The sequence below is a fragment of the Prevotella sp. ICM33 genome (assembly GCF_000517825.1).
Lineage (GTDB): Bacteria > Bacteroidota > Bacteroidia > Bacteroidales > Bacteroidaceae > Prevotella > Prevotella melaninogenica.
On the sequence record NZ_JACD01000016.1, the window covers coordinates 37,634 to 50,788 of the forward strand.

Below are 13,155 nucleotides of genomic sequence, written 5' to 3' on the forward strand. Positions count from 1 at the left end.
GAGAATACGCACATGACAACGATCATACGTCTCTCTACAACATACTTCAAGGCATTAAACGCTCATCATATCTTGTGCTTACCCTCAACACCATTGGTGCTTACCAACAACACGATATGTGCGGGGCATTAACACCATTATTGAAAATGGCAAAAAAGAATCAAAAAGAATATGAATTAAAGACAGAAAAACGCTAACAACTAACTCATAAGACGAATTCTATCACTAAAATACGTTATACTCTTCTATTAAAATAAAGAAATTCTGAGTCACATATCATCTTTTTTACTATCTTTGCATAAACATATAAAGAAACCTATGAAGCAGTTATATGCAATACTGACAGTAGCTATGCTTAGCGTTGTTCTCTGTTCACACGCACAAGAGCAGGTACAAATCCGACTTGTGAACGGAAACGGTATGGAGGCAGTTATCAGTAACTATGGTGCTCGCCTTGTCTCGCTTACTGCCCACAACTGGAATGGTAGGTTGGAGCCTGTCGTAAAAGGATATACTAATAAGGAGGAGTATCTGAAAGATAGAACCTTAGGTGCTACGCTTATATACTTTGGCAAGAATAACGAGGAGACACTATCAGGCAAGATGTGGGAACTTGTTAGTTCTGACAACCAATCAGTTACACTACGATATGTGACTTCACAAGGAGAGAATGGATTAGATGGAAAGTTAAACGCCACAGTTACTTACACCCTATCTGACCAAAACGCCCTTGATGTAGACTATCGTATTGCAACGACAGCTGAAACCAAGTTGGAAGTAACAAATGGTATTTGCTTCAACTTATCAGGAGAGATGCACCGCTCTATCCTCAAACAACATCTCTGGGTTGATGCTGTTCAGATAAACACCTACAACGCTAAAAGACAGTTGACTGGTGTACTTCAACGTATAAAGAACACCCCATTCGACTTTACAAAACCAAGAGAAATTGGTGAGCGTATCAAGAGTACGAGTAAGGGATACGACAATGCCTATCAGTTGCGACATCCTGATAACATGCAGAAGGCTGCAGCAATCCTCTTTGATGCACAGAGTGGACGTGCTATGACAGTCTACTCAAGTGAACCAACACTCAATATTAACACGTATGGTAAGGAGAGTTGCGGTATCTCATTACAGCCAGTCCATGCTGGATATAACAGTGGTATGGAGAAAGTAAGTAACGAATTGCATCCTGGTCAGGTATTCCATGGTGCTACAGTATTCTTCTTTACAACTGATCCTCCATTGATAATGCGCACCAAATAAAACTATAAGGGGTAAGAACTTTTAGATTACGCGGACGTTAATATCCCCAGTTTGAAAAAGCACTAATTATCTTTAAAATCCTTGGCAGTTGACTGCCAAATATTTATATTTGCAAGTAAATGAGGAAATATAGTTTCATAATAGCGGCTATTCTCTGTATACCATTGTATGCACAGAATACAAAAGGAGATCACAATGGAAGTACTTCCACTGTGGAACCTATAGAGTCTGCACGTCTGCAAGGACCACGCGAAGCCACAGAGGCTGAGAAGGAGTATGCCAGACGATTGGCTGAAGACCGTGCACAACAGGCACAGATAGACAACAATCTACCTCTCATTACAGAGAATGGACAAACCGTTACACCCAATGATTTCTATTATCCGGCTTGGGGTTATGGTGTTGGAGCATGGAGATTACATAAGGGGTTGAACATCAACCTTGGTGCATCAGCCTTTGCAAGCTTTGGACACGGAAACAATCATGGTGCAGGCTTCTCACAGGATGTGTCATTAATGTATGTAACAAACCTATCAAAGAAGGCTACATTGGCTGTGGGTGGATATGTAAACCATCTTACCTATCGTGGCGACAACTACTTCGTAGGTGGTATCAATGCTGTCTTTGGATATCAGTTCAATGAACATTGGAGTGCATACGCCTTCGTGCAGAAAGCTTTTACATCTAACAACTTCGGAGATGCCTTTGGCTACGGAGGTTATGGTTCACCTTATTGGGCAGGCTATGGTGGCTTCGGCTATTCACCTTTCGGCTATGGTTATGCTTCAATGGGATACGGATATGGACCAATGGCTTGGGCTTACGGTACCGGGGGTAGTCGCTACATGGATAGAATTGGTGGTGGTGTAACCTATCAATGGGGCTCAAACAATCAGAATTCAATTTCTGTTAGCGTAGAGTTTGACCGCCTCCCTTCTCAACGTAATGGTTTCTATAATAACAATCGATACGATTATCCTGTAAGATAAACAGTCAACAGGTTTACATAAGGAAATAGAGTTTACAATTACTACAGCTCATTGCTGAACGAGTAATTAGTAAACTCTATTTTTTATAATACTAAATTCATATTATTTCATCCACCGTAAGCGAAGACTGTTAAGTACAACACTAACACTGGAGAATGCCATCAGCGCACTTGCCAATGATGGAGTAATCTGCCAATCAATGCCAAAAGCATAAAGCAAACCTGCTGCTAATGGGATACATACGATGTTATAGATGAAAGCCCAGAAGAGATTCTCCCAAATCATACGTACTGTATTGCGACTCAACTGTATTGCTTCTGGGATAGCAGACAAATCATCTCCCATGAGTGTCACCTGTGCTACGTCCATAGCTACGTCCGTTCCCTTACCAATAGCAATACTTACATCTGCCAAAGCCAAGGCTTGTGTATCGTTAATACCGTCACCAACCATTGCTACTCGCTTCCCTTCGGCTTGCAACTGTCTAACAAGATTCTCCTTATCTTGTGGCAACACCTTACTATGATAGTGTTTTATACCAGCCTTTTCAGCCCAATAACGAGCCGCCTCGTCCTTATCTCCACTCATCATATAGACCTCAATCCCCTTCTTCTGTAGCTCATCCATAGCCTCACGAGCATTAGGTTTTAGTGTTTCACGCTCTTCAAAAGGAAGATTATCAGCCTTTGTAAAATCGATGTTCTTATTCGGAATGGTCAATGTACCAGTCTTATCGGTCACCAACACATCTACCTTACGCAGACTCTCTAAGGCTGCAGCATCCTTAATAAGGATTTGCTTCTGTGCAGCTTTACCAATACCAACCATCAGGGCAGTAGGTGTTGCTAATCCCATTGCACATGGACACGCAATGACTAAGACGGCTACAGCCGACATGATTGCCTGTGGTAAAGCACTATTCCCTCCTATCAACCACCATAAAAGGAAGGTAACAAGAGCAATACAAGCTACCACTGGCACAAATACTAAGGCTGCCTTATCAACGATTCGTTGGACTGGAGCCTTTGAACCTTGTGCTTCTTGCACCATTTTAATTATATGAGCTAAGGCTGTGTCCTCACCAACTTGACGAGCACGCATGCGAAACTTACCTTGACTTGGTATTGTTCCTGCCAACACCTTTGAGCCTTTTTTCTTCTCCGCAGGCGTTGGTTCACCCGTTATCATACTCTCATCAACGTAGGCTGCATCAGCTGTCATAAAGCTTTCTGCCCATATTACTTCACCATCCACAGGTACCTTTTCACCAGGGCGAACCTCCAAAACATCCCCAACCTCAATGGTTGAGAGTGGAACCTCCTCTATCTTGTCGCCATCAACAATATGTGCTGTCTTCGGAGCCATACCCATCATCTGACGAATAGAAGATGCCGTACCGTCTTTAGCCTTCTCTTCTAACAGTCTACCAGTCAAAACGAAGGTTATAATCATTACCGAAGCATCAAAGTAGGTGTGCCATACAACTCCCCTACTTGCCCATACGGCGTCTCCCCAAAACGTGTTAAACGCACTGAAAAGAAAGGCAATACCCGTAGACAAAGCCACCAATGTATCCATGTTTGCACTGCCATGACGCAACTGTCTAAACGAAGATACATAGAACTGGCGACCGCAATAAAGCATGTTTGCCAAGGCTATCAATAATGCAACCTGATTGGTAATATCACGAGAACCCAAGTCTATCCATCGCATAGACACACACATCACAGCTATTGAGAACAACCATGACAACACTGTCTTACGCTTTAGGAGTACATACTCACGCTTCTCTATTTCTTCTACCGACGTCTCCTTATCTATCACTAAGTCATATCCGAGTGCATTGATTTCAGCCTTCATTTTCTCAAGTGAGATTACCTGAGGATCGAAATCAATCAAGGCTGAACGACCAGGTAGCGAAACAGAAGCAGAATTAACACCCTTGAGTGTATTCAACTTCTTCTCTATATTGGCTGAACAGGAGGAACAAGCCATACCTATAACTGGAATTGTCTGTTTCATAATGATACTATTTTTATCTTCCCCTTACCAACGAAGGGGAAGGATTCTACAAATGAAAAGAGCATAAAATATGCTCTTTAGAGTATAAATAAGCTGTTACAAACTCAGCTCATAGCGTCCGCTGTTGTCTACAGCTCCCTTGATTTCAGAAGGATTAACCTTACTTTCGTCATATTCTACTGTGACATTAGCATCTTCAAGATTAGCTTCAGCAGACACTACACCATTGAGTGCTTTTAAGGCATTCTCAACATTTGCCTTACAATGTACACACTTCATACCACTTACTGCATAAACATTCTTTTTCATAAGTCTTTCCTTTCTATTAATATTATGTGATTACTATTCTATTTTCTTCTTATCGTTTGCAAAGTTACACATATATTATCTATCATGTCTTATAGAATTATGGATAAAGATTATAACTTCTCGCATCAGTTCTACAAGAAGTTCATTCATAACATGGTAAGAAAAGAGTCTGAAATATCATTATCCATATGTTGAAAAATTATTACATAATTTCGAACTAAAGCCTTAGAATAATGCTAAAAGATAGACATAAAAGTCGAGTTTATAACCAACAGCAAATCAATTAGTTACAAAATTGCATTTCAAAAGGTGCTTAACAAGGGTGCAAAAGGGCGTTAGTTCGCTTCCTAAAGGGCGTCTTTAAGAAGACAATTAAGGCTTAATTGAAACGCTATTAGTGCTCTATTAAAATATAACGAGTAAAATATTACAACAAAACATTCTTCTTTGCATCATTAAACATATGCTCACTCTCCTCCTAACATCTGTCTATTTTCCATCCCGAAAGTAAGAACAAAAATTATATTCCACCTATAAGCAGTAGACTTAACTTTGTAAATAGCAGCCTAAAGTTTATCTAAGGACGTTCGAAGATTATCTTTCATCCCCTTGAACTGACTGGGAGTCATGCCAGTTACAGACTTAAACTGGCTGGAAAGATAAGCCACAGAAGAGTAATTCATACGAAGCGCTATCTGCGTCAAAGTCAACTCATCATAACGAATGAACTCTTTCACGCGCTCTATACGCAACTCAATATAATATCTTTCGATAGTCTTTCCTTCGACCTCAGAGAAGAGTTTTGAAAGCGCACTATAGTCTTGACGAAGTTCAGATGACAGATAATCACTAAGATTAGTTGAACTTTGATTATCATGGTAATGTACAAGTCTGATTAAAGCAGACTTGATATGATCGATGGTTTGCTGACGACGGTCGTCAAGAAGTTCGAAACCAAGCTCTTTAAGGGCTGTCCGAAGGGTAGAAAGTTGGACAGAAGAAGGGTCTTCCTCAATACTAACCTCACCTAATTCAACCTTTTGGGGGTGTAGCCCAACCTGCTGCAAAGTTTGGCTAACAGCCATTTTACAGCGATCACAAACCATATTCTTAATATAAAGTGTACTCATACTATTGTTTTCTTTGCTGCTGCTTCACGTGAAAACTCACGGAAGGTATAAATAACAATAGGTACTGTAAGCGTGAAAGAGAGCACATCACTGACGGCTTGACACATCTCAACACCTAACAGCCCAAAATAAGATGGAAGAATAAATATCAGCGGAATAAAGAACAAACCTTGTCGGGCTGCTGCCAAAATGTTCGCACGCCACGGCTTGCGGCAGGTCTGAGCAAGCATATTGCTTGCCAAGATAAGAGCATTAACAGGAAAAACACAAAGCTGCCATCGCAAGGCTATAACACCAATAGCAATCACCTCGGGGTCATCACGGAAGACACCTATCAACGTTCTGCTTATCATCCAGCCAATAATAGCTAACACGATAAGAAAAATCGTACCAATAGTTACAGTAAACTTATAGGCTTCCTTCAACCTGTCGTATAAGCCTGCTCCATAACAAAAGCCACAGACGGGCTGAAATCCTTGTCCCAATCCGATGACAACAGCAAAGGAAAGCATTGCGATACGTCCAACGATACTCATCGCTGCAATAGCTGAGTCACCATAAACACCTGCTGCTAAGTTTAATGACATCGTTGCTATACAAGCCAATCCCTGCCTCATCATGGAAGGACTGCCACCATAGAATATCTCCTTATAACGCTGTAATGAGGGTGAGAAATTACGAAAATGAATGGCTATATTCTCTCCTCTGCGCGTCATTAAGAAAAGAATAACGAAGGACACAGCCTGTCCTATCACTGTTGCCCACGCAGCACCGCTAACACCCAAACCGCAAGTAAAGATGAGGATTGGGTCAAGAACCACGTTCAATATAGCACCTGTCACAATACCATACATCGCAAAATTGGCGTTTCCTTGCAATCGCATCTGGTTGTTTAAAGTAAGTGATGAGGTTAAGAAAGGTGCACCAAGTAGGATGACTTGCATATAGTCTTCCGTGTAAGGAAGAATGGTAGGTGTACTACCAAGCATCAAGGAGAGGGGAGTGAGGAATATCTCACCAAGAATAAGAACAATTACTCCAACAAGAAACGAACTAAAAAAGCCTGTTGATGCCATTTTCACAGCGTTCTCATGGCGACGTGCCCCCAACTCACGAGAGATATAATTGCCCGAACCATGCCCAAAGAAAAAGCCCATTGCCTGCACAAAGAACATCAGAGAAAACACAACACCTACTGCTGCTGTGGCTTGTGTATCAATCTTACCAACAAAGAACGTATCGGCAATATTGTATAATCCCGTCACAAGCATAGAGATGATAGTCGGTATCGCCATTGTGATAATGACACGATGAACTGGTGCTTGCGTCAGATAAGTATAGTTATCTATATGTTCGTGCATAAACTTTTGCTATTTAAAAACTTATGCAAAGGTACTAAATAATTCAGAATCCATAATTCAAAATTAGTAATTATGATATTTCTTTAATTCATAATTTATAATTCACAATTCATAATTATGAATACTGGAAAGGAGAGATTCTTGGATTAAGAAACACATCTGTCTGGCAAACAATTACAATATTAGACAAACATTAACGTCATACTATTTTCGTAATGATAACCATAACATCCCTATCCTCCCACATTCAGCCGACGTGTTAGTACTCCGCACATATCGTGCTGGTGGTAAACACCAATGGTGCTAAGCACTAATTACCGTGCAATCTCTTACTAACCTAATTACTTAATACAGCATACATAAAAGCAACATTTAGTCTTTTGCACTTTTATCCTATAGAAACAATAAGGACAGATATCCTCTATTGCCCGACTATTCTATAATAATAGCGAACAACAAGAATATCTGTCCCTACATTAAGAGCGTTAAAGCCCCTCTCAATATAAATGCAAATTAATGACGTTCGAGTAGGATTTGAACAACACGTTCAGCTGAACGGCCATCCCAACGCTCAGGTACACCACACTTCTTCCATGTTCCTGCAACCATATCACTCAATGAAGAACGGAGCAGTTCTGGGTCTTCACCAACCAAAACGTTAGAACCTACCTTTGCCGTTTCAATGTGTTCAGTATAGCTATTAAGCGTAATACATGGCACACCATTGAATGTTGCTTCCTCTGCAACATTACCTGAGTCAGTAATGATACCCTTAGCATGAGCTGTAAGATAAGCAAATTCAAGATAACCCAATGGTTTTACGATATGGAGGTTATGGAGTTTGATGTTCTTCTTCAAGCTAAGTGCCATGATAACCTGCACTGCTGAGTCGCGAAGAGGAGCAATGATAGGGGTATCACCTGCTGTTTCACTCAACACGTGTAACATTCGTTCAAGATTGTCTTGGTCAGCCAACAACGCCTTACGGTTCAATGTAAAGACAAGGTAGTTACCCTCTTTCAAAGGTAAGCCAGCCAACTCGTCAATATCCGAAAGCCTCATACCCTCAATACGCTCACGGTCATAGCGGATATTATCAATGAGAATATTACCCACCATATAAACCTTTGACAACTCTGCTCCTTCCTTGTTAGCAATGCTGTTGTTGCTAAATCCGGCTGTAAAAAGTATATCAGAAAGACCGTCAATTACCAAGCGATTGATTTCCTTAGGCATCGTTATATCAAATGAACGAGTACCAGCTGCAATATGCGCAAGAGTGATTGCCTGCTTCTTTGTCACAATAGCAGCCGCCATTGTAGAAGCAAGATCGTCCACAACGATAACCACATCAGATGGATTCTCTTGTAGATACTTCTCAAACTTAGACATCACCTGACCTGTAAGTTCATTCAAGTTCTCACATTCAACACCAAGATAAACATCTGGCCTGCGAATAGAGAGATTATCAAAGAGCTGATCTTCGAGTGTAGGATCATTCTCACTACCTGCATAAACCAATGAATAAGAAACCTTATGAGAACTATTCTCCTCAGAAAGTCTATTGATTACCCTGATGATTGGTGCTACCTTTATAAAGTTAGGACGTGCACCACAAAAGATACAAAGTTTTTTCATTTCTTCAAAGACCCACTCCGTAAGTCCCTTTATAGCAAGAGAAGCTTACGGAGTAGTCATCTATTTTAGTGTTTATATTTAATTATTCGCAGCAAAAGCGATGCTTAAAAGAAGCCTTACTTAAACATATCCTTAATCCCACCGATAGAACCCATGAGATTACTTGCCTCAAATGGGAGATAAACAGTCTTCTGATTGTTATTCTGTGCGAGTTCTGTAAGCATCTGAATGTACTTCTGTGCAATAAGATAGTTTGCTGGATTCGTACTCTGACCAACAGCATCTGTAATCTTCTGAATGGCAATAGCCTCAGCTTCAGCCTTACGAATGCGAGCTTGTGCCTCACCTTCTGCAATCAAAATCTGCTGCTGTTTGTTAGCTTCAGCTCGGTTGATAGCTGCTTGTTTCTCACCTTCAGACTGGAGAATAGCTGACTGCTTCTGTCCTTCACTGGTAAGAATAGTTGCTCGTTTGTTACGTTCAGCCTGCATCTGCTTCTCCATTGCCTCAGAAACACTTGCTGGAGGAGTAATATCCTGAAGCTCAACGCGATTCACCTTGATACCCCACTTATTTGTAGCATCATCAAGAACGGCACGCAATTTAGTATTAATCGTATCACGAGAGGTCAGTGTTTGGTCAAGTTCCATCTCACCAATGATATTACGAAGTGTAGTCTGTGTCAACTTCTCAATAGCATTTGGCAAGTTATTAATCTCATACACAGCCTTGAATGGATCGATGATTTGGAAATAAAGCAGTGCATTTATCTGCATCTGAATATTATCCTTTGTAATCACATTCTGGCGATCAAAGTCGTACACCTGCTCACGCAAGTCAATTGAGTTTGTATAAGTATAACGTCCTGCACGCAATGCCACAATATCCTTTGCATGGTCAATAAAAGGGATAATAATATTGATACCTGGTTGAAGGGTTGCATAATACTTACCAAGACGTTCGATAATCTTTGTCTCACTCTGTGAGATAATCACGATTGACATCTTAGCAAAAACGAGTGCTAACACAACAAATGCAATCAGCACATAAGCTATTATATCCATAAGCATTAAAGTTTTTAATTCCCCACCCCAAGTATTTTATTATCTTAATGAGGCAAGAAACCGAAGGTTATTATTTGTTATTTAATTATTTTCAGATTACTGTTTAACAACGTTCTACCGTTGCGATAATAGAATCAAGTCGTAAAATACGCACAGCAGCACCCGAATCTATTTCCATTCCATCAACAGACTGCGCCTTCCATGAGTCACCGTCTACCTTTACTCTGCCGTATCCACCAGCCTCAATCGTATCTGTTACCTTTCCCTCACGACCAATCAATGCTTCAGCATTACTTAATCTTTTATCCGCACCTTGATGAAGATATTTAAGCGCAATGGGTCGCACTAAGAATATACTCAATACCGAGAAAATGACAAAGACTATCACGTGAACAACTATGCTATCCGTAAATGCAGAAGCAAGTGAAGCACAGAAACTGCCTATTGCAAAACACATAATGTAGAAATCTCCGTTCATCATCTCTAAAATCAGACAAACAAGACCCACTAACAACCATGTTAACCACAGGTTTTGTATCAGATAATCCATCATAGCTATAAAGGTTTAAATTCGCTTGTAAAGATAATAAAAAAAGATGATTCTATCAAATCTTTCAATGAAAAAATAACACTATAACAGCTACTTACCACTATCAGAAAAGTATGTCTTTGCAAGATGACAATATAATACGAATCATAACGCCTAATAAACATATCGCATAAATTAGCCGTTAGTGGCTTCTGATATTCTTGAAGATGACCATTGTGCTCGTATCTACAGATATCCGACCAACGTATTTGTGCTTAGCACATGACGTGCTGATACTTAGCACATGTCGTGTTAGTGCTTAGCACCAATGGTGCGGAGTACTCATCAGCTTATAATATACCGTCAAAAGGGAGTTATTAAAGTATCAAACAGCATTGACTATATAAAAAATACGGCTATTTGCCTTCGTTCTTGAAAAGGCAAATAGCCGTAATAAGGTATCATAAAATGATGGTCGTTCAAATTATCAACGTCTGTTTGAACGTTTAGAAGACGAAGAACCACCTATATGCAATGTTCTTGATGACTGTGAATATCCCGTAGAAGAAACACGATTAGAGCCACGACCACGATAATATTTCTCTGCTTCTGGCAGCCACTTCTTGATATTCTCAATACGACGAGCATCTGAAGGGTGGTCGCTCAGAATCTCAGAACGGCTACTATTCGTTGCTGCAGCCATTCGTTGCCAGAATGTTACGGCATTCGCAGGGTCATATCCAGCCATCGCAGCAAAGATAAGTCCCATGTAGTCAGCTTCACTTTCATTATCGCGACTGTACTTCAAGTTACGGAAAGAGAAGTATCCTCCCGCTACCTGTGAAGCGATATCGCCTACTCCACTACCAACAGTAGAGTTCAAGACAGTACCCAATATATTGGTTCCCATCTGCTGATTCATCTGCTTTGTAATCTGCTCAGCACTATGCTTAGCCACAGCATGCGCAATCTCATGACCTAAAACGATTGCCAAACTTGCCTCATTCTGTGTGTAAGGCAATAATCCTTCGTAAACAACTATCTTACCTCCAGGCATACAAAAAGCGTTAGCCTGCTTGTCTTGAACAAGATTAAACTCCCACTTGAAGTTATTAATCTCATTAGCATAACCATTATTACGTAAGTAAGTCTCCACCGCATTGGCAAGGTTGCGACCTACACGCTGAACCATAGCAGTATTCTTTGCATCAGTAGAACGTTTTGCTGATGCCATAAACTTTGTATATTCTTGATTACTGAGGCTAAGAAGCTGCGCATCAGAAATACTGATACGATGTGTACGACCCGTCAATGGAACTTTAGAAGCCGTACCACAGGCTGTCATCAAAGCGACAACAGCTGCCATTAAGAAATACTTAATCTTCATTTTATTTACTGTTTTTTTTATAACTATCTATTTGCGAAAGTACAACATTTTTCGTGAGGTACAAATAAAATCATGACTTTTTTATAAAGGTTAACGGCTGAAAACAAAGCATCAGAACCATCGTTTTAAATGGATTTAAACCATCCTTTTTCGTTTTCCTATCTCCTTTGTTACAGGGAGAAAGTAGGTCACTATAAAACTGATAACACCCAACATTGCCACAAGAAGGAAGAATAGACGATAGCCCACATACTCCTGCAAGAAACCTGTAAACCATCCTGTCATCACCAACGAGAAGGCTGTTATTGCCGTACCTATTGAATAAGTAAATGTGGAGTGCTCCCCTTTTGTACAATGAGCGAGCCATACAACATAAAACGTTAATCCCAAACCAGCTCCAAACTGTTCGATAATCACACACAAATTGATAATTGATAAGGTGGAGACAAAGTAATAACTGAGATAAACAAAAACAAACTTTGGCAAGGTCAAGGCTATAACAAACAGCCACAACCAACGCTTCAAGCCGTCACGACGTACCAAATTAGCACCTAAGGCACTGCCTCCAATTAACGAGAACGTACCCACTGTCCCCAATACTAATCCTAACTCCTGTGGTGAAAGAGCCAACCCTGCATTACTTCCTGGGTCTATCAAGAAGAGTGGTGCTATTCTAAAAAACATCCCTTCGGGTATTAGAAAGGCAAAAAGGAAACACAAGTTTGCCACATAATGAGGACGGCGGACAAAGGCAGCCTTGACATCATGCCACCATTGACGTGTCACCCCTGTCCATATAGGGAGATTCGCATGAATATTATCTTTGGGAAGTATGATAGCATGAAGTAGCATCAAACAGGCCAATAAGACTGACAGAACTCCAAAAATAGTTGCCCACGAAGGCGCTACTGTCCTATAAATGACCTCTAAGTTTCCTGCTATCGTAACAGGGATAGCCATTCCCACGATGATAGAAAGCATATAAGAAATGGCTCGCGTACCCATAAAAGCAGGACGATTATGCAAGGCAGCTTCACGCTTATACAGTCTTTCGATAGCCACATCATGCAAGGCAGCCATCGTTGCGATTATCATTAAGAAGAAGACTGTCCACTCAAACCAATCAACAGATGATGCCATAAACGCCAATCCACCAAGGCTCAGTGCCATAACAAACTCTGTAAGAATTATCCATGCATACTTACTCCAATAGTCAACGACCAATCTACCTAACAAAGGTCGGAGGATAAAGGGCAGTATTAACCACGATGTCGTCAGCGTGATAGCACCATTCGACAAGCCCATTCTGTTGAAATAGACTAATGAAGTCATCAACAAGATAACATACGGTAGTCCACGTGTCAAATAGAGCGTAGGAAGCCAGAGCCAATAGCTACGCCACTGGTCTACAATAGGAATTCCATTGATTATCTTCTGCTCCTCGTGCATCTTCTTAT

The 13,155-nt window shown here is 40.6% G+C and carries 11 protein-coding genes; 2 read left to right on the forward strand and 9 right to left on the reverse strand.

Annotation, left to right across the window (positions count from 1 at the left end; genetic code table 11):
• The first annotated feature begins 318 nt into the window (after positions 1 to 318).
• Both HMPREF1505_RS03280 and HMPREF1505_RS03285 read left to right on the forward strand, forming a co-directional pair.
• Positions 319 to 1,269 carry an aldose epimerase gene (locus tag HMPREF1505_RS03280; protein ID WP_036922462.1) on the forward strand — a complete coding sequence of 317 codons (951 nt, stop codon included), beginning with the start codon at positions 319 to 321 and terminating at the stop codon, positions 1,267 to 1,269.
• A gap of 119 nt (positions 1,270 to 1,388) precedes the next feature.
• Complete coding sequence (locus HMPREF1505_RS03285; RefSeq protein ID WP_036922466.1) at positions 1,389 to 2,258, forward strand: hypothetical protein; 870 nt, start codon at positions 1,389 to 1,391, stop codon at positions 2,256 to 2,258.
• A gap of 102 nt (positions 2,259 to 2,360) precedes the next feature.
• On the opposite strand, the gene HMPREF1505_RS03290 is transcribed toward HMPREF1505_RS03285, so the two are convergent.
• The 9 genes from HMPREF1505_RS03290 to HMPREF1505_RS03330 all read right to left on the reverse strand — a co-directional run bounded on the left by HMPREF1505_RS03290 (position 2,361) and on the right by HMPREF1505_RS03330 (position 13,147).
• Entirely contained in the window at positions 2,361 to 4,280 is a 1,920-nt protein-coding gene (locus HMPREF1505_RS03290) for a cation-translocating P-type ATPase (RefSeq protein WP_036922469.1), read from the reverse strand.
• 96 nt (positions 4,281 to 4,376) lie between these two features.
• The gene (locus HMPREF1505_RS03295) at positions 4,377 to 4,589 is read right to left on the reverse strand and encodes a heavy-metal-associated domain-containing protein (RefSeq protein WP_036922471.1); all 213 of its coding nucleotides are present in this window, start codon (positions 4,587 to 4,589) and stop codon (positions 4,377 to 4,379) included.
• A 566-nt stretch (positions 4,590 to 5,155) separates the two neighbouring features.
• On the reverse strand, positions 5,156 to 5,719 hold the full coding sequence (locus tag HMPREF1505_RS03300; protein ID WP_036922474.1) for an AraC family transcriptional regulator: 564 nt from the start codon (positions 5,717 to 5,719) through the stop codon (positions 5,156 to 5,158).
• Entirely contained in the window at positions 5,716 to 7,080 is a 1,365-nt protein-coding gene (locus HMPREF1505_RS03305; protein WP_036922476.1) for an MATE family efflux transporter, read from the reverse strand. Before HMPREF1505_RS03305 ends, HMPREF1505_RS03300 begins: the two co-directional genes overlap by 4 nt.
• A gap of 513 nt (positions 7,081 to 7,593) precedes the next feature.
• Positions 7,594 to 8,718: a UDP-N-acetyl glucosamine 2-epimerase gene (locus tag HMPREF1505_RS03310; RefSeq protein ID WP_004360530.1), complete on the reverse strand. Its 1,125-nt coding sequence runs from the start codon at positions 8,716 to 8,718 to the stop codon at positions 7,594 to 7,596.
• A gap of 116 nt (positions 8,719 to 8,834) precedes the next feature.
• On the reverse strand, positions 8,835 to 9,782 hold the full coding sequence (locus tag HMPREF1505_RS03315; protein WP_013263822.1) for an SPFH domain-containing protein: 948 nt from the start codon (positions 9,780 to 9,782) through the stop codon (positions 8,835 to 8,837).
• A gap of 103 nt (positions 9,783 to 9,885) precedes the next feature.
• Positions 9,886 to 10,335 (reverse strand): NfeD family protein, encoded by a 450-nt coding sequence (locus HMPREF1505_RS03320; protein WP_009012952.1) that lies wholly within the window; start codon positions 10,333 to 10,335, stop codon positions 9,886 to 9,888.
• A gap of 463 nt (positions 10,336 to 10,798) precedes the next feature.
• Positions 10,799 to 11,698 (reverse strand): M48 family metallopeptidase, encoded by a 900-nt coding sequence (locus HMPREF1505_RS03325; RefSeq protein ID WP_013264088.1) that lies wholly within the window; start codon positions 11,696 to 11,698, stop codon positions 10,799 to 10,801.
• Between the two features lie 135 nt (positions 11,699 to 11,833).
• The gene (locus tag HMPREF1505_RS03330; RefSeq protein WP_036922487.1) at positions 11,834 to 13,147 is read right to left on the reverse strand and encodes a permease; all 1,314 of its coding nucleotides are present in this window, start codon (positions 13,145 to 13,147) and stop codon (positions 11,834 to 11,836) included.
• Between the last annotated feature and the right edge of the window lie 8 nt (positions 13,148 to 13,155).

Bases quoted from the DNA above. Each gene is read 5' to 3' on its own strand.
- HMPREF1505_RS03290 (WP_036922469.1), bottom strand. From the start codon at position 4,280: ATGAAACAGACAATTCCAGTTATAGGTATGGCTTGTTCCTCCTGTTCA.
- HMPREF1505_RS03320 (WP_009012952.1), bottom strand. From the start codon at position 10,335: ATGATGGATTATCTGATACAAAACCTGTGGTTAACATGGTTGTTAGTG.
- HMPREF1505_RS03310 (WP_004360530.1), bottom strand. From the start codon at position 8,718: ATGAAAAAACTTTGTATCTTTTGTGGTGCACGTCCTAACTTTATAAAG.
- HMPREF1505_RS03315 (WP_013263822.1), bottom strand. From the start codon at position 9,782: ATGGATATAATAGCTTATGTGCTGATTGCATTTGTTGTGTTAGCACTC.
- HMPREF1505_RS03305 (WP_036922476.1), bottom strand. From the start codon at position 7,080: ATGCACGAACATATAGATAACTATACTTATCTGACGCAAGCACCAGTT.
- HMPREF1505_RS03285 (WP_036922466.1), top strand. From the start codon at position 1,389: ATGAGGAAATATAGTTTCATAATAGCGGCTATTCTCTGTATACCATTG.
- HMPREF1505_RS03295 (WP_036922471.1), bottom strand. From the start codon at position 4,589: ATGAAAAAGAATGTTTATGCAGTAAGTGGTATGAAGTGTGTACATTGT.
- HMPREF1505_RS03325 (WP_013264088.1), bottom strand. From the start codon at position 11,698: ATGAAGATTAAGTATTTCTTAATGGCAGCTGTTGTCGCTTTGATGACA.
- HMPREF1505_RS03300 (WP_036922474.1), bottom strand. From the start codon at position 5,719: ATGAGTACACTTTATATTAAGAATATGGTTTGTGATCGCTGTAAAATG.
- HMPREF1505_RS03280 (WP_036922462.1), top strand. From the start codon at position 319: ATGAAGCAGTTATATGCAATACTGACAGTAGCTATGCTTAGCGTTGTT.
- HMPREF1505_RS03330 (WP_036922487.1), bottom strand. From the start codon at position 13,147: ATGCACGAGGAGCAGAAGATAATCAATGGAATTCCTATTGTAGACCAG.